A 16,088-nucleotide genomic window follows, 5' to 3' on the forward strand; every position below is an offset into this window, starting at 1 on the left:
CCTGACCCTCTACCAGGCCCTGGACCTCCTCCAACACCTACTGGCCACCTGGACCGGAACCTGCCCCACCTGCCGACAACCCACCCCATGGCAGCCCTACGACACCACCTAACAAAGCCCTACTAGGACCCGACGTCACAAAATCCGCTCGGTAAAGGTTTTGTGGGCAACCGTTTCGTACGGTCGTACGTCCAGTTGAAGGGAGGGACGGACCCGTGCTCCTCCCCGCAGCCAGCTCCGTCACCACCTCACCCCTGCTCCCCCCCGTTCGGCCCACTACAGGTTGCCCAGTCCTCGATCGGGGCCGTCCTCCGCCCCCGCTCCGCACCGGAGCCGGAGGCGGAGACGTCCGGCGAAACCCGATGGCGTACAAAGTCGTCCCTCCCGGTTGCCCCACCCTTTCGTACCCCCCCTAGACTGAACATCCAGCAGGTGGCTCACGCTCGAAAGGCGCCCCCGTGTCCATCGGCAACTCCCCCGAAGACGACCAGCCTTCGATCGGTCGTGCCCTTCAGCAGGCTCGCATCGCCGCAGGTCTGACGGTCGAGGAAGTCAGCAGCTCCACCCGGGTGCGCATCCCCATCGTGCACGCGATCGAGCAGGACGACTTCTCCCGCTGCGGCGGCGACGTCTACGCCCGCGGCCACATCCGCACGCTCGCCCGTGCCGTCGGTCTCGATCCGGAACCGCTGGTCGAGGAGTACGACGCCGATCACGGCGGCCGTCCCGCCCCGACCCCCGCGGCACCGCTGTTCGAAGCGGAACGCATCCGCTCCGAACCCCGGCGGCCCAACTGGACCGCCGCCATGGTCGCGGCCATCGTCGCCGTCGTCGGGTTCGTCGGCTTCACGCTCTTCAGCGGCGAGGACGAACCCACCAACACCGCCCAGGTCGCGGAGGGCTCCAAGCCCGACAAGACCGCGGCCAAGCCGACCACCACGAAGCCCGCAGACCCCAAGCCCGTGCCCTCCGAGAGCGCCATCGCCGCCGCCCCCCGGGACAAGGTGACGGTCAAGCTCAGCGCGGACAGGGACAAGAGCTGGGTCTCGGTCAAGGACCACAACGGACGGCGGCTCTTCGACGGGCTGCTGCTCCAGGGCGAGTCCAAGACCTTCCAGGACAAGGAGCGCATCGACCTCGTCCTGGGCAATGCCGGGGCGATCGACCTCTTCGTCAACGGCAAGCAGGTCGAGGACCGCTTCGGTCCCGGCCAGGTCGAACGGCTCTCCTACACCAAGGGTGACCCCGAGGCCGGCTGATCCGCCGCCCCGATTCCCCTGCCGCGTCCCGACGGGCGCCCGGTTCCGTACCGGGCGCCCGTCGGCGTTCCCCGCCCCGCGCCTGCTACGCGGAGTAACAGCGGCGGGGGCAGGCAACCCTGCACGGCAGGGCGGCCGCCGGGACAAAGTAGTCTTGAGTCCATGCCCGAACGCCGTACCGTCGCCCTTGTCACTCTTGGCTGCGCCCGTAACGAGGTGGACTCGGAGGAGCTTGCAGGCCGCTTGGCAGCGGACGGCTGGGACCTCGTCGAGGATGCCTCGGACGCGGATGTCGCAGTCGTCAACACCTGTGGGTTCGTCGAAGCCGCCAAGAAGGACTCCGTCGACGCCCTGCTCGAAGCCAACGATCTCAAGGACCACGGCCGCACCCAGGCCGTCGTCGCCGTCGGCTGCATGGCCGAGCGCTACGGCAAGGACCTCGCCGAGGCCCTGCCCGAGGCGGACGGCGTCCTCGGATTCGACGACTACGCCGACATCTCCGACCGGCTCCAGACCATCCTCAACGGCGGCATCCACGCCTCGCACACCCCGCGCGACCGCCGCAAGCTCCTGCCGATCAGCCCCGCCGAGCGGCAGGACGCCGCCGTGGCGCTGCCCGGCCACGCCCAGGAGACGCCCGCCCCGGCCCCCGAGGACCTCCCCGAAGGCGTCGCCCCGGTCTCCGGGCCGCGGGCACCGCTGCGCCGCCGGCTCGGCACCAGCCCCGTCGCCTCGGTCAAGCTCGCCTCCGGCTGCGACCGCCGCTGCTCCTTCTGCGCCATCCCCTCCTTCCGCGGCTCCTTCATCTCGCGGCGGCCCTCGGACGTGCTCCAGGAGACCCGCTGGCTGGCCGAGCAGGGCGTCAAGGAGGTCATGCTCGTCTCCGAGAACAACACCTCCTACGGCAAGGACCTCGGCGACATCCGTCTCCTGGAGACCCTGCTGCCCGAGCTGGCCGACGTGGACGGCATCGAGCGGATCCGGGTCAGCTACCTCCAGCCCGCCGAGATGCGCCCCGGTCTCATCGACGTCCTCACCTCGACGCCGAAGGTCGCCCCGTACTTCGACCTCTCCTTCCAGCACTCCTCCCCGAGCGTGCTGCGCACGATGCGCCGCTTCGGCGACACCGACCGCTTCCTGGAGCTCCTCGACACCATCCGGAGCAAGGCGCCCCAGGCCGGAGCCCGCTCCAACTTCATCGTCGGATTCCCCGGCGAGACCGAGGCGGACCTCGCCGAGCTGGAACGCTTCCTCACCGGCGCCCGCCTCGACGCGATCGGCGTCTTCGGCTACTCCGACGAGGAGGGCACCGAGGCGGTCGGCTACGAGAACAAGCTGGACGCCGACACCATCGCGGAACGCCTCGCCCACATCTCCCAGCTCGCCGAGGAGCTGACTTCGCAGCGGGCCGAGGAGCGCGTCGGTGAGACCCTCCAGGTGCTCGTGGAGTCCATCGAGTCGGACGAGGACGGCGAGGTCGCGATCGGGCGCGCGGCCCACCAGGCCCCCGAAACGGACGGCCAGGTGGTCTTCACCACACGCGAGGGACTCGTGCCGGGCCGTATGGTCGAGGCAAAGGCAGTGGGCACCGAGGGCGTCGACCTGGTGGCCGAACACCACGAGCTTGCGGAGGCAGCCAGATGACGGGAGTCCCGGCATCCGCGGCAGGCGGTTCCGGCGCGAAGCCGGTCCGCGGCGGCAAGCTGGGGACTGCGGCCGTCAACCAGGCCAGTCTGTGGAACATCGCCAACATCCTGACCATGGTGCGGCTGCTGCTCGTGCCCGGCTTCGTCCTGCTGCTGTTCCACAACGGCGGCTACGATCCGGCCTGGCGCTCCTTCGCCTGGGCGGCCTTCGCCATCGCCATGATCACCGACCTGTTCGACGGCCATCTCGCGCGGACGTACAACCTGGTCACCGACTTCGGGAAGATCGCCGACCCGATCGCCGACAAAGCGATCATGGGCGCGGCGCTGGTCTCGCTGTCGATCCTGGGCGATCTGCCCTGGTGGATCACCGGCGTGATCATCGCGCGTGAGCTGGGGATCACGCTGATGCGGTTCTGGGTGATCCGCCATGCCGTGATCCCGGCCAGCCGGGGCGGCAAGCTGAAGACGCTCGCGCAGGGGACGGCGGTCGGGATGTACGTCCTGGCGCTCACCGGCCCCCTGGCGACCTTGCGCTTCTGGATCATGATGGTCGCCGTCGTGCTGACGGTCGTCACCGGACTCGACTACGTACGCCAGGCCGTCGTCCTGCGCCGCAAGGGCCTCGCGGCCGAGCGCGCCGCCGCGGTCGAGCGGGCGGCGGAGGCGACGGAGGAGGCGTTGCGGGCCGCGGCCGGGACCACGGTCGGTGCCGGTGCTGCTTCCGGCCCTGTGGCCGGTTCCGTGGCCGGTGCGACGGACGTACGCGGTGGCGTCACGGACGTACGCCGTGCCGGGGCGGATGCAAGCGGTACGGCCGAGGCGCGCGACGCCGCGGAGGCCGAGCGGTGACAGCCGCTGCCCGGGTGCTCCGGCTTCTCGGGGCGCGGGGCGAGACGCTCGCCGTCGCCGAATCCCTGACCGGCGGCCTGGTCGCCGCCGAACTGACCTCCGTACCCGGAGCCTCGCGGTCCTTCCGGGGCTCGGTGACGGCCTACGCCACCCCTCTGAAGCGGGACGTCCTGGGTGTCGACGCGACCCTTCTGGCGGAGCGCGGCGCGGTGGACCCCGAGGTCGCGCTGCAGATGGCGGCCGGTGTGCGCCGGGCGCTGGAGGCGGACTGGGGGATTTCCACCACGGGCGTCGCGGGGCCGGAACCCCAGGACGGACAGCCCGTCGGCACCGTCTACGTTGCCGTCGCCGGACCCTCCGGCGTCGAGAAAGTGACGGCACTGCGGTTGAATGGTGAGAGGGCGGATATCCGTAGGGAGAGTGTGCGAAGCGTCCTCGAACTGCTCGCGAGCGAACTCGGTGGGAATGCGCGGGCACAGGATACGGAACAACACGGGGGGAATTGATGTTTGCAGCCCTGAGTGAACACGACATCGCTCCCCGCACGGCCGCAGCACAAGGCGGTACGGTAGGGCGTGAAGGATGCGGCTACGCGGTCCGAGGAGGGAGCCACCGATGATTCTGCTCCGTCGCCTGCTGGGTGACGTGCTGCGTCGGCAGCGCCAGCGCCAAGGCCGTACTCTGCGCGAAGTCTCCTCGTCCGCCCGGGTCTCGCTCGGTTATCTCTCCGAGGTGGAGCGGGGGCAGAAGGAGGCATCCTCCGAGCTGCTCTCCGCGATTTGCGACGCGCTTGACGTACGGATGTCCGAGCTCATGCGAGAGGTGAGCGACGAGCTCTCGCTCGCGGAGCTGGCCGAGTCGGCAGCTGCCAGTGATCCGGTCCCAGTACCGGTTCGTCCCATGCTCAATTCCGTCTCCGTCTCGTCGGTCGCAGGTGTGCCGTCGGGACGCGTGACCATCAAGGCGCCCGCGGAAGCGGTGGACGTCGTCGCCGCCTGATCCACGCGGCACTGAGCTCGACCGGAGTCCCGGTCGGCCCCTACCGGGGTCGGCCGGGACTTCTGCGTGACGGGTGTGTGAATCGGGAGCCAGTGGGCACACGGAGGACAAGGCCCACATGACCGTTTTGCTTCATATGTGCCATCGTGGGTGATGCACCGAGACGGTCAGTGAAGTGGCTGACGGATGGGAGTAGCGCACATGTCTGTGGTCAAGAGCACGTTGTCCGAGGGGGATCTCAAGGTCGTGGGAACGGCGCTCCAAGGCGCTCTGGTCGACCTCGTCGACCTCTCCCTGGTGGCCAAGCAGGTCCATTGGAACGTGGTCGGCCCGCGCTTCCGCTCCGTGCACCTTCAGCTCGACGACGTCGTCGCCACGGCCCGGCAGCACTCCGACACGGTGGCCGAGCGCGCCTCGGCGGTCGGGGTCAACCCGGACGGGCGGTCCGGCACGGTGGCCAAGGAGACGGCCATCGCGTCCGTGCCCGAGGGCTGGATCAAGGACACCGACGCGGTGAAGATCCTGGTCGACGCGCTCGGCGTGGTCATCGGCCGGATGCGGGAGCGCATCGAGGCGACCGACGAGCCGGACCCCGTGACCCAGGACCTGCTGATCGCGCTGACGGCAGATCTTGAGAAGCACGCCTGGATGTTCCAGGCGGAAAGCGCCTGACCGGAGGCCGGACGACCGGCGACCGACGACCGCGATACGTCTGACGAGCGAAGGAGCGACATCATGAGCGACGGAGCCATGGACAAGCTGAAGGGCAAGGGCAAGGAAGCGGTCGGCAAGCTGACCGGCGACCACCGCAAGGAGGCCGAGGGCAAGGCCGACCAGGCCAAGGGTGGAGCCAAGGGCATGGCCGACGGGCTCACCGAGCGCGCCAAGGGCGTCAAGGACTCCCTCGGCCGGGACGACGACAAGTAGTCCTGCGGCCCAGGCCGCCCAGGGTTTTCCGTGCCCCCGCCGTTCTCTTCCTCTGGCGGGGGCACGGTTGTGTGGTTGGGCCCTCGCCTGGGGAGGGTAGCTCTTCGGCTTCTGTGGGGGTGGCTCTTCGGCCGGACGTTCTGGATGCACTGCCGCCGCTGCCAGGGGAAACTGCCGGAAAGGACCCCGGCCGCAGGAGGCAACCTTGATACGGCGATGGGTGCCGGCGCTGGTTCTCGGCGGGCTGTGGTGGTGGGCGGTGCTCCGGCTGGTGCTGCGTCCGGAACAGGCGGGGCTGGTTGAGGGGGCGGTGGCGGCGGGCGGCTGGGGGCTGAGCCTGTTGCCGGTTCATGTCGCGTCGGTGGTGCCGTTGGGCTCGTCAAGGGGCCCGGGCGCGGCTCCTGGGGGGCTCACCAGGGCATGGCGACGCCGCCGTTCGGCCGGAGGATCTGGCCGGTCATGAAGGCCGAGGCGTCCGAGGCCAGGTGCAGCACGGTATGGGCGACGTCCTCGGGCTCCCCGACCCGGCCCAGTGGGGAGATCCGGGCCATCGTCGCCTCCACCCGGTCCTGCCCGTCGGCATCGTGCCGGTCGGTCATCGGCGTACGGATCCAGCCGGGCGCGACGGCGTTCACCCGTATGGCGTGCGGGCCCAGCTCCGTGGCCAGCGTCCTGGTGAGCTGGACCACGGCGGCCTTCGCGACGCTGTAGCAGAGCAGGCCCGCGCTCGCGGAGTCCACGGCGCCGGACGCCATCGTGATCAGGGAGCCGGGGGCGGAGCGGGTCGTCATGGAGCGGGCCACTTCCTGGCAGGCGTACAGCACCCCCTTGAAATTGGCCGCCAGCACGCGGTCCAGATCCTCGTCCGCAGTCTCCAGCACGCTGCTGGTGTGCATGATCCCGGCCGCGGCGACCAGGATGTCGAGATGGCCCGCGTCGGCGACCGCGGCACGGACCCGGTCGCGGTCGGTGACGTCCAGGGGGTGGGTCCGGGCACTGCCGCCCGCACCGGCGATCAGGTCGTACGTCCGGCGCAGGCCCGTCTCGTCGCGGTCCGCGCAGTGCACCAGGGCCCCGGCCTCCGCGAGCAGCAGGGCGCTCGCCCGGCCGATGCCGCTCGCCGCCCCGGTGACGAACGCGGCGCGGCCCGTGAGGTCGTACGCGGAGAGAGCCATAACCGGACCGTACGACTGTATCTGACGGGTCGTCAACTAGGGAGTCGGTCCCGATTGGCACCCTGGGCACCAGTAGGTGGGCCGGTCGTCCTGGTCGGCGAGGCGGATCGGGGTGCCGCAGCGCAGACAGGGTCTGCGGGCCCGCCCGTAGACGTACAGCCGCTCCTGTACGCGGTGGGGTGGGCGTGGCCGGAGGCGCCCGGAGTCCAGGACCGGGGCCGGGCCGGGGCCCCGGGGCGGCGGGGTGCGGAGTTCGGAGGTGATCGTCGTCGTGCGGGTGGGGCGGTCGCGGTTGGCGTGCAGCAGGCGCTCGGCGAGGGTGACGAGCCGGGGGAGTGCGCCGTCGGGGAGGGCGCCCACGGGGAGCCACGGGGTGACGCGGGCGAGAAAACAGAGCTCGCACTTGTAGACGTTGCCGATGCCCGCCAGATTGCGCTGGTCGAGGAGCGCTTCCCCGAGGGGGCGGTCCGGTACGGCGAGCAGCCGGTCCAGGGCGATGGCGGCGTTCCAGTCGGGGCCCAGCAGATCCGGCCCCAGATGCCCCACGGCCCGGTCCTCCTCGTCGGTGCGCAGCAGTTCCAGCACGGGGAGCCGGTAGCCGACGGCGGTGTGCCCGGTGTTGCCGAGGATCGCGCGGATCTGGTGGCCCGGGCCGCCCCGCCAGCGCTCGTTCGGGGCGAACACCCGCCAGGCGCCGTCCATCCGGAGGTGGCTGTGCAGGGTCAGGCCTCCCTCGATCCGGGTCAGCAGGTGCTTGCCGCGCGCGGTGACGTCCAGGACGGTCCGGCCGGTGAGGTCGGCGGTGGCGAAACGGGGGACGCGCAGGTCCGACCGGGTCAGGACCTGCCCCGCCAGCGCCGCGTGCAGCCGGGCGGCGGTCTGCAGGACCGTGTCTCCTTCGGGCATGCCTCCATGATGGGCGCGCGGAGGCGCCCGTGCGTCGCCCCGGGGCCGCCCGTGCGCCGCTGCGGGGCCGCCGGCCGGCCGCGGCAGGGGCCGATGACCCGGGTCAGGCCCGCAGACGCAGGCCTCTCGGGGTGGCGAGGAAACCGGCCGCCTCCAGCGTCCGCCCCAGGGGCGAGGTGAGGGACGAGACGCCGTTCGTCCGCTCCACCGTCACCGTGCCCAGGGCTCCGGCGCGGGCCGAGGCGGCCAGGGCCTCGGCCGCCGCGCGCAGCGCCGGGGCCTCGGGGTCGGATGGCCAGGCCAGAAGGGTCTTGCCGCCGCGCTCCATGTAGAGCGTCAGCTCTCCGTCGACCAGGACCACCAGCGCCCCCGCCTTGCGGCCCGGTTTGTGTCCGGCGCCGTCCGGGGACTCCGGCCACGGCAGCGCCGCGCCGTACGCGTTGGCCGGGTCGGCCGCGGCGAGCACGAGGGCCTCGGGCGGGGTGTCCGGATCCCGGCGGTCGCGAGCCGTGGAGGCAGCCCGCAGCCGGTCCACCGCCCCGTCCATCGCGAACTGGGCGGCCCCAAGACCCTCGACCACATAGCCGCGCCGGGCCTGCCCGCTGTCCTCGAAGGCGGCCAGGACGCGGTACGTAGCGGAGAAGCCGCCCTCCACCCCCTCGGCCTGCACCGCCCCGCGGGTCACGACGCCGTGCCGGTCGAGGAGGGTCCGGGCCAGGGCATGGGCGCGGTGGGTCCGCTCCGGTTCGACCGGAGGGAGCAGGGACCAGCGGCCCGACACGGTCGGCGGCCCGGTCCGGGACGCGGGCCTGGCGGCGGCGGTGAGCGATCCGTATCGCCCGCGCGGGACGCTGCGCCGGGAGCGGTGGGCGGTGGAGCCCGCCGTCCGCCCGGAGCCCAGGAGCGAGCGCAGCGGGGCCAGGGTGTCGTTGGTGAGCCGCCCGGACCAGGCCAGATCCCACAGGGCGTCGGCCAGCTGCTGGTCCGTGCAGTCCGGGTGGGTGGTGGCCCGGACCTGGTCGGCGATCTGGCGGAAGAAGAGGCCGTATCCGCCGGAGAGCGTGGTGAGCACGGACTCGTGGAGCGCCGACAGCTCCAGGGGGTGCGGGGGCGGCAGGAGCAGCGGCGCGCTGTCGGCGAGGTAGAGGGAGACCCAGCCGTCCTTGCCCGGCAGCGCCCCCGCCCCCGCCCAGACGACCTCGCCCGTGGTCGTCAGCTCGTCGAGCATCGCCGGGGTGTAGCCGAGGACCCGGCTCGGCAGGATCAGCTTCTCCAGCGCCGACGCGGGCACGGGCGCGCCCTGGAGCTGTTCGACGGCGCGGGCCAGCCCGTCGATGCCCCGCAGCCGGTGGGAGCCGAAGTGCTGCCACTGGGGGAGGAAGGAGGCCAGGGCCGCGGGCGGTACGGGTTCCAGCTCCTGGCGGAGCGCCGCCAGCGACCGGCGGCGGAGCCGGCGCAGCACCGTGGCATCGCACCATTCCTGGCCGATGCCCGCCGGGTGGAACTCACCCTGGACGGTCCTGCCGGAGGCCGAGAGACGTTGCAGCGCGCCGTCGGTGACGGCGGTGCCGAGCCCGAAGCGCTCGGCGGCCCGGGCGGCGGTGAACGGGCCGTGGGTCCGTGCGTAGCGGGCGAGGAGGTCGCCGAGCGGGTCCTTCACCGGCTCGGTGAACGCCTCGGGGACGCCGACCGGAAGCGCGGTGCCCAGGGCGTCGCGCAGCCGGCCCGCGTCCTCGATCGCCGCCCAGTGGTCGGCGCCGGCGATCCGGACCTGGATCGCCCGGCGGGCTGTCGCCAGCTCCGGCGCCCAGGACGGCTCGGCGCCCCGCTCGGCCAGCTCGGCGTCGGTCAGCGGACCGAGCACGCGCAGGAGGTCGGCGACCCCTTCAGCGTCCTTGACGCGCCGGTCCTCGGTGAGCCACTGCAGCTCCCGCTCCAGCTCGGTGAGGACCTCGGGGTCGAGCAGCTCGCGCAGCTCCGCCTGGCCCAGCAGCTCGGCCAGGAGATGGGAATCCAGGGAGAGGGCGGCGGCGCGCCGCTCGGCGAGCGGTGAGTCGCCCTCGTACAGGAACTGGGCCACATAGCCGAAGAGGAGCGAGCGGGCGAAGGGCGAGGGCTCCTGGGTGGTCACCTCGACCAGCCGGACCCGGCGCGCCTCCAGATCGCCCATCAGTTCCGTGAGCCCGGGGACGTCGAACACGTCCTGGAGACATTCGCGGACAGCCTCCAGGACGATCGGGAAGGAGCCGAACTCCGAAGCGACCTGGAGCAGCTGGGAGGCCCGCTGGCGCTGCTGCCAGAGCGGGGTGCGCTTGCCGGGGGAGCGGCGGGGCAGCAGCAGGGCGCGCGCGGCGCACTCCCGGAACCGGGCGGCGAACAGGGCGGATCCGCCCACCTGGTCGGTGACGATCTGCTGGACCTCGCCCTGGTCGAAGACGACGTCGGCCGCCGCCACCGGGGGCTGGTCGCTGTCGTACGCCGGGGCCGCCGGCGGGGGAGAGCCCTTCCCGGCGTCGGAGGTCCCCGGAGGGTCGAAGTCGAGCAGATCCAGGCCCATCATGTCCGCGTCGGGCAGCCGCAGCACGATTCCGTCGTCGGCGTGCATGACCTGGGCGTCCATGCCGTAGCGCTCACCGAGGCGGGCGGAGAGGGCGAGCGCCCAGGGGGCGTGGACCTGGGCGCCGAAGGGGGAGTGCACGACGACCCGCCAGTCGCCCAGCTCGTCCCGGAACCGCTCGACCAGGATCGTCCGGTCGTCCGGCACATGGCCGCAGGCCCGGCGCTGCTCGTCCAGATAGGCCAGGATGTTGTCCGCCGCCCAGGCGTCGAGTCCGGCGGCGAGCAGCCGCAGCCGGGCATCCTCATCGGACAGGCCGCCGATCTCCCGGAGAAACGCCCCCAGGGCGCGGCCGAGCTCCAGCGGGCGGCCCAGCTGGTCGCCCTTCCAGAACGGCAGCCGCCCCGGAACGCCCGGGGCAGGTGAGACGAGGACCCGGTCCCGGGTGATGTCCTCGATCCGCCAGGACGTGGTGCCCAGGGTGAAGACGTCGCCGACGCGGGACTCGTAGACCATCTCCTCGTCCAGCTCGCCGACCCGGCCGCCGCCCTTCTTCGGATCGGCCCCGGCCAGGAAGACCCCGAAGAGACCGCGGTCCGGGATGGTTCCGCCCGAGGTGACGGCGAGCCGCTGCGCGCCGGGGCGGCCCGTGACCGTACCTGCCACGCGGTCCCACACCACCCGGGGGCGCAGCTCCGCGAAGGCGTCGGAGGGGTAGCGTCCGGCGAGCATGTCGAGGACGGCGGTGAACGCCGACTCGGGCAGTGAGGCGAACGGGGCGGCCCGCCGCACCAGGGCCAGCAGGTCGTCGGCCTGCCAGCTGTCCAGGGCCACCATGGCGACCAGCTGCTGCGCCAGGACGTCCAGCGGATTGGCCGGGATGCGCAGCGCCTCGATGGCCCCCTCACGCATCCGCTCGGTGACCACGGCGGCCTGCACCAGATCGCCCCGGTACTTCGGGAAGACCACTCCGGTCGAGACCGCGCCCACCTGGTGTCCGGCCCGGCCCACCCGCTGGAGCCCGGAGGCGACGGAGGGCGGGGACTCCACCTGGACCACCAGGTCGACCGCGCCCATGTCGATGCCCAGCTCCAGGCTGGAGGTGGCGACCACGGCGGGCAGCCGGCCCGCCTTGAGGTCCTCCTCGACCTGGGCGCGCTGTTCCTTGGAGACCGAGCCGTGGTGGGCGCGGGCCAGCAGGGCGGGTGCGCCCCTGCCCGCCCCGGACTGGGCCATGATCTCGGCGGGGGCGTGCGCCTCGGGGAGAGCGGGGGCCGGGTCGTCGGGGTCGAAGGCGGTGCCGGTCGCCCGCTCGTACGCGATCTCGTTCAGCCGGTTGCACAGGCGCTCCGCCAGCCGCCGGGAGTTGGCGAAGACGATGGTGGAGCGGTGCGACTGGACGAGATCGGCGATGCGCTCCTCGACATGCGGCCAGATCGAGGGCTTGTCGGCCTGACCGGAGTCCCCGTCGGTGGCGGGGGAGCCGCCCAGCTCGCCCAGATCCTCGACCGGGACGACGACCGAGAGGTCGAACTCCTTGGTGGACCGGGGCTGGACGATCTCCACCTTGCGCTGCGGCGACAGGAAGCGGGCCACCTCGTCGACCGGCCGGACCGTCGCGGACAGACCGATGCGCCGGGCGGGACGGGCCAGCAGTTCGTCGAGCCGCTCCAGGGAGAGGGCGAGATGGGCGCCCCGCTTCGTCCCGGCGACCGCGTGCACCTCGTCGAGGATCACCGTCTCCACACCGGCCAGTGCGTCCCGGGCGGAGGACGTCAGCATCAGGAACAGCGACTCGGGCGTGGTGATGAGGATGTCCGGCGGCCGGGTCACCATGGAGCGCCGCTCGGCCGGCGGGGTGTCCCCGGACCGGATACCGACGCGCACCTCGGGCTCCGGCAGGCCCTGGCGCACCGACTCCTGGCGGATACCGGTCAGCGGTGAGCGGAGATTGCGCTCGACGTCGACCGCCAGGGCCTTGAGCGGAGACACGTACAGCACACGGCAGCGCTTCTTGGCGTCGGCGGGCGGCGGCTCGGCGGCCAGCCGGTCCAGCGAGGCGAGGAACGCGGCCAGCGTCTTGCCGGAACCGGTCGGCGCGACCACCAGGACGTCACTGCCCTCGCCGATGGCCCGCCAGGCGCCCTCCTGCGCGGCGGTGGGCGCGCTGAAGGCCCCGGCGAACCAGCTGCGGGTCGCGGGCGAGAACGCGTCGAGCGCTGATCCGGTCATGTCCCCCATCGTGCACCCTGCCACTGACAACGGGCCGGTGGCACCGCACGCCGTGGCCCGCTCGGCCGGTCGCGCACGACCCGGACCTGCGAGAATGGCCCCATGGCGGGAGCGGACGGCGCGGCGGAGTGGGCACGGCACTGGCAGTACGCCGCGCTGCCCGACCTCGATCTGCTCCGCGCCCGGTACGTCCGCCACACCTTCCCCCGGCACAGCCACGAGGGCTATGTCTTCGGAGCGGTCACCGGCGGGGTGGAGGACGTGGGGCTGCCGGGCGGCACGGTCCACGCGGTCCCCGGAACCGTCGTCATGATCAACCCGGAGGTGCCGCACACCGCCCGCTCCGGGGCGCCCGAGGGCTGGGCGTACTCCACGCTCTACCCGTCGGCGCAGGTGGTCAACGACATCGCGGCCGAGGTGACGTCCCTGCGCGGCACGGTCGGCTTCGCCGAGACCAGGGTGACCGACCCCCACGCCTCCCGGCTGATCACCGAGGTGCACCGGGCGGCGGAGGAGGGCAACGCGCTGGCGGCCGACAGCCTGCTGCGGATCCTGGTCACCCGGCTCCTGAGCCGGCACGGCAGCCCGTTGCCCGCACTGACCGCGCACACCGGGGGCGCGCGGAACGCTGTACGCGCCCGCGCCGCGCTGGAGGAGCGCATGGCCGACCCGCCCACGCTGGAGACGCTCGCCGCCGAGCTGGGCACCGGCCCGTTCGCGCTGCTGAGGGCCTTCAAGAAGGAGTACGGGATGCCGCCCCACACCTGGCTCACGGACGCCCGGGTGCGCAGGGCCCGCCGCATGCTCGACGCGGGGGTCGCCCCCGCCGAGGCCGCGACCGCCGTCGGCTTCACGGATCAGCCGCACCTCAACCGGCACTTCACCCGGATCGTGGGTGTGCCGCCGGGCGCGTACCAGCGCGAGCGCGGAGTGCTGCGACCCGGGCGGTGGGAAACTGTGGCGCCGGTGAGCGGAGAACCGGTGGCCGGCGGGGGTGCAAGAACGTACAAGACCGAGCCCCGAAGATCCCTGTAGCGTTCCGGGCGTGGCAGAACAGACAGCACTCCCAGAGAGCACCGGCTCGCCCGGCGCCATGACCGACGGCCCGCCCGTCCCGCCGGGCCCGGCCTCCGAGGCCCGACCGGACAAGCCGGACGCGGCCGTCGTCCGGGACGCACTCGGCGTCGGCATCGCCGTCGGGCTCTCCGGCTTCGCCTTCGGCGTCACCTCCGCCGGCTCCGGACTCAGCCTGCTCCAGACCTGCGTCCTGAGCCTTCTCGTCTTCACCGGTGCCTCGCAGTTCGCCCTGGTCGGGGCGCTGGCGGCGGGCGGCAACCCGTACACCGCGGCGGCCGGGGCGTTCTTCCTGGGCGTCCGGAACGCGTTCTACGGTCTGCGACTCTCCCAACTGCTCGCCCTTCCCCGTGCGGTACGGCCGTTCGCCGCCCACTGGGTCATCGACGAGACGACCGCGGTCACCCTGCCCCAGCCCACCCGGCGGGCCGCGCGCATCGGCTTCACGGTCACCGGACTCACCCTGTACGTGCTGTGGAACCTCACCACCCTGGTGGGCGCTCTGGGCGCCGAGGCGCTGGGCGACACCGACGCGTGGGGCCTGGACGCGGCGAGTCCCGCGGTGTTCCTCGCGCTGCTCGCGCCGATGCTCACGAGCACCACCGAACGCGTCACGGCGGGACTGGCCGTCGTCCTGGCCCTGACCCTGCTGCCCGTACTCCCGGCGGGGGTGCCCGTCCTGCTGTCGGCGCTCGCCGCGCCCGTCGTCCTCTTCCTCATGGGACGGACGAAGAAGGTGCCGGGCGACGGGAAGGGCTCGAACGGAACGGTGACACGGCGGAAGAAGGGTGAGCGGCACTCATGAACGTATGGATCGCCATCGGACTGACCGTGGCGGGCTGCTACCTCGCCAAACTCCTGGGCCTGCTGGTCCCCGCGGGAGTACTGGAACGGCCGCTCGTCCAGCGCATGGCCGCCCTGCTGCCCGTGGCGCTGCTCGCGGCACTCACCGCGCAGCAGACCTTCGGCGACGGCCAGCAGCTCGTCCTCGACGCCCGTGCCGCCGGTCTCGGCGCGGCGGCACTCGCCCTGGTCCTCCGCGCACCCTTCCTGGTCGTCGTCGGCGCGGGCGTTCTGGTCACGGCGGGCGTACGGGCGCTGGCCTGAGCGGACGGCCCGGCAATCCCTTACGGCCAGCAGCGGGGGCCGGCCGAGTCCTGTGCGGCATGCTGCACGGGTCAGCCGAGTCCTGTGCGGCCTGCCGCGGGGGTCAGCCGAGCGGGCGACCGTACGCGCGGAGCGTCTCCAAGGCCCTGAGCGTCACCAGAGGGCGCCCTTCCAACGCGGTTCCCGGCGCCCACTGCCGCCAGGTCACGGGCCATCCGCCGTCGTCCTGCTGCTCGGCGGCCAGGTGGTCGAGCGAGCGCTCCAGCTCCTCGTCGGTGAACCAGCGGCGGGCCAGGGACCCGGGCGTACGGGCGTAGTCGTGCGGGAAGTGGTGCTCGCCGGGGGCGTAGCCGGTCGCCACCGGGTACTCCTCGGGCCGGGCGGGATCGAGCACCGCGAGCCGCTGTTCACGCACCAGACGGCCGAGGCGGTCGGCCGCCACCTCCGCGCGGGCGCGGTCCGGGGCGCCGTCCAGGAAGGCGACCGCGGCCTCGACCTCGTAGGGATGCGACTGCTCCAGAGCCTCGACGGCGCCCCAGCAGAAGTCCGTCGCCCGGAACAGCCAGGCGTTCCACACCTGATTCCCGTGCAGCAGCCCGACGACAGGGCCGGTCGCGAGCAGCTCCGCCGGCGGGTCGTCCACGATCGGGATGAACGGTGCCGCGGGATAGCCGCGCTGGGTGGGCAGCAGAGCGGGCAGCGCGCCTTCTTTGGTTGATACATCGGTCAGATAGCGACAGATCCGTTCAACGCGCCGTCCGTCGCAGCGGTCGATCGAGTCGAGAACGTTCAGCGCGTGGGCGGTGTGCAGCGGTTGACTGACCGGGCCCCGCAGATCGGGTTCCAGTGCGTGACCGTAGCCGCCGTCCTTGTTCAGGTAGGCGGTCAGGGCCGTCTCGACGGCGTCGGGGTCTCCGCCCAGGAAGGCATGGGCGAACCTCCTCTGTTCGAGGACGCGGGCGGTGAGCCAGATGAACTGCTCGGCACGGGCGAGGGTGTGTGCTCCGGTTCCAGCCATGGACCGACCGTAGAGGGCGAAGCGGCCAGGCACATGCCAGGTGGACCTGCTGCACTCTCAGGAGCGGGATACTGATGGCATGCGGTTGACGATTTTCTGGGAGCGGATGGCCGACCACTTCGGTGCGGCGTACGCGGACTCCTTCGCCCGGGACCATGTGATGGCCGAACTCGGCGGCCGCACGGTGCACCAGGCCCTGGAGGCGGGCTGGGACGCCAAGGACGTCTGGCGCGGAGTCTGTGCGGCCATGGACGTTCCGGCGGACAAGCGCTGAACGTCTCACGAACCTCCTGGACCTTCAGGACCGTCCGGGACCGTTCCGTCGGACCGTCGGAC

Annotated in this window: 16 protein-coding genes; 12 read left to right on the plus strand and 4 right to left on the minus strand. The window is 72.4% G+C overall.

The genetic code is table 11. The features are described 5' to 3' along the window. Positions 1 to 458: 458 nt before the first annotated feature. The 8 genes from IE140_RS13685 to IE140_RS35970 all read left to right on the plus strand — a co-directional run bounded on the left by IE140_RS13685 (position 459) and on the right by IE140_RS35970 (position 6,146). The gene (locus IE140_RS13685; protein WP_150198242.1) at positions 459 to 1,259 is read left to right on the plus strand and encodes a helix-turn-helix domain-containing protein; all 801 of its coding nucleotides are present in this window, start codon (positions 459 to 461) and stop codon (positions 1,257 to 1,259) included. A gap of 162 nt (positions 1,260 to 1,421) precedes the next feature. Beyond that, positions 1,422 to 2,903 (plus strand): 30S ribosomal protein S12 methylthiotransferase RimO, encoded by a 1,482-nt coding sequence (gene rimO / locus IE140_RS13690; protein WP_073779960.1) that lies wholly within the window; start codon positions 1,422 to 1,424, stop codon positions 2,901 to 2,903. Continuing rightward, positions 2,900 to 3,757, plus strand: coding sequence for a CDP-diacylglycerol--glycerol-3-phosphate 3-phosphatidyltransferase (gene pgsA / locus IE140_RS13695; RefSeq protein ID WP_150198244.1), 858 nt, complete (start codon positions 2,900 to 2,902; stop codon positions 3,755 to 3,757). The genes rimO and pgsA overlap by 4 nt, the downstream gene beginning before the upstream one ends. Continuing rightward, positions 3,754 to 4,263 carry a CinA family protein gene (locus IE140_RS13700; RefSeq protein WP_150198246.1) on the plus strand — a complete coding sequence of 170 codons (510 nt, stop codon included), beginning with the start codon at positions 3,754 to 3,756 and terminating at the stop codon, positions 4,261 to 4,263. Before pgsA ends, IE140_RS13700 begins: the two co-directional genes overlap by 4 nt. Positions 4,264 to 4,372: 109 nt before the next feature. Further along, positions 4,373 to 4,756, plus strand: coding sequence for a helix-turn-helix domain-containing protein (locus IE140_RS13705; protein WP_003965837.1), 384 nt, complete (start codon positions 4,373 to 4,375; stop codon positions 4,754 to 4,756). A gap of 201 nt (positions 4,757 to 4,957) precedes the next feature. Then, positions 4,958 to 5,428, plus strand: a complete 471-nt coding sequence (locus IE140_RS13710; protein WP_006128014.1) for a Dps family protein — start codon at positions 4,958 to 4,960, stop codon at positions 5,426 to 5,428. 63 nt (positions 5,429 to 5,491) lie between these two features. Continuing rightward, positions 5,492 to 5,683, plus strand: coding sequence for a CsbD family protein (locus IE140_RS13715; protein ID WP_150198248.1), 192 nt, complete (start codon positions 5,492 to 5,494; stop codon positions 5,681 to 5,683). Between the two features lie 205 nt (positions 5,684 to 5,888). Then, a complete protein-coding gene (locus IE140_RS35970) occupies positions 5,889 to 6,146 on the plus strand; it encodes a hypothetical protein (RefSeq protein WP_088575245.1) in 258 nt (85 codons plus the stop codon). Here IE140_RS35970 and IE140_RS13720 read toward each other — a convergent pair. The 3 genes from IE140_RS13720 to IE140_RS13730 form a co-directional block, all read right to left on the minus strand. Further along, positions 6,094 to 6,858 carry an SDR family NAD(P)-dependent oxidoreductase gene (locus tag IE140_RS13720; RefSeq protein WP_150197123.1) on the minus strand — a complete coding sequence of 255 codons (765 nt, stop codon included), beginning with the start codon at positions 6,856 to 6,858 and terminating at the stop codon, positions 6,094 to 6,096. The two genes, IE140_RS35970 and IE140_RS13720, sit on opposite strands and share 53 nt — an antisense overlap. A gap of 36 nt (positions 6,859 to 6,894) precedes the next feature. Continuing rightward, entirely contained in the window at positions 6,895 to 7,764 is an 870-nt protein-coding gene (locus IE140_RS13725; RefSeq protein ID WP_093445157.1) for an Fpg/Nei family DNA glycosylase, read from the minus strand. A gap of 103 nt (positions 7,765 to 7,867) precedes the next feature. Then, entirely contained in the window at positions 7,868 to 12,553 is a 4,686-nt protein-coding gene (locus IE140_RS13730) for an Lhr family ATP-dependent helicase (RefSeq protein ID WP_150197124.1), read from the minus strand. 102 nt (positions 12,554 to 12,655) lie between these two features. Between IE140_RS13730 and IE140_RS13735 the strand changes: the two genes are divergently transcribed. The 3 genes from IE140_RS13735 to IE140_RS13745 are packed head-to-tail and all read left to right on the plus strand — an operon-like array spanning position 12,656 to position 14,734. Further along, a complete protein-coding gene (locus IE140_RS13735; protein WP_150197125.1) occupies positions 12,656 to 13,588 on the plus strand; it encodes an AraC family transcriptional regulator in 933 nt (310 codons plus the stop codon). A gap of 10 nt (positions 13,589 to 13,598) precedes the next feature. Further along, complete coding sequence (locus tag IE140_RS13740; RefSeq protein WP_128808292.1) at positions 13,599 to 14,432, plus strand: AzlC family ABC transporter permease; 834 nt, start codon at positions 13,599 to 13,601, stop codon at positions 14,430 to 14,432. Beyond that, entirely contained in the window at positions 14,429 to 14,734 is a 306-nt protein-coding gene (locus IE140_RS13745; protein WP_003965829.1) for an AzlD domain-containing protein, read from the plus strand. Before IE140_RS13740 ends, IE140_RS13745 begins: the two co-directional genes overlap by 4 nt. A 103-nt stretch (positions 14,735 to 14,837) precedes the next feature. Here IE140_RS13745 and IE140_RS13750 read toward each other — a convergent pair whose 3' ends face one another. Continuing rightward, on the minus strand, positions 14,838 to 15,752 hold the full coding sequence (locus tag IE140_RS13750) for a hypothetical protein (RefSeq protein ID WP_150197126.1): 915 nt from the start codon (positions 15,750 to 15,752) through the stop codon (positions 14,838 to 14,840). A gap of 79 nt (positions 15,753 to 15,831) precedes the next feature. Between IE140_RS13750 and IE140_RS13755 the strand changes: the two genes are divergently transcribed. Beyond that, positions 15,832 to 16,026 carry a DUF3046 domain-containing protein gene (locus IE140_RS13755; RefSeq protein WP_006128024.1) on the plus strand — a complete coding sequence of 65 codons (195 nt, stop codon included), beginning with the start codon at positions 15,832 to 15,834 and terminating at the stop codon, positions 16,024 to 16,026. Positions 16,027 to 16,088: the final 62 nt, after the last annotated feature.

The organism is Streptomyces parvus (genome assembly GCF_014648875.1).
Classification (GTDB): Bacteria; Actinomycetota; Actinomycetes; order Streptomycetales; family Streptomycetaceae; genus Streptomyces; species Streptomyces parvus.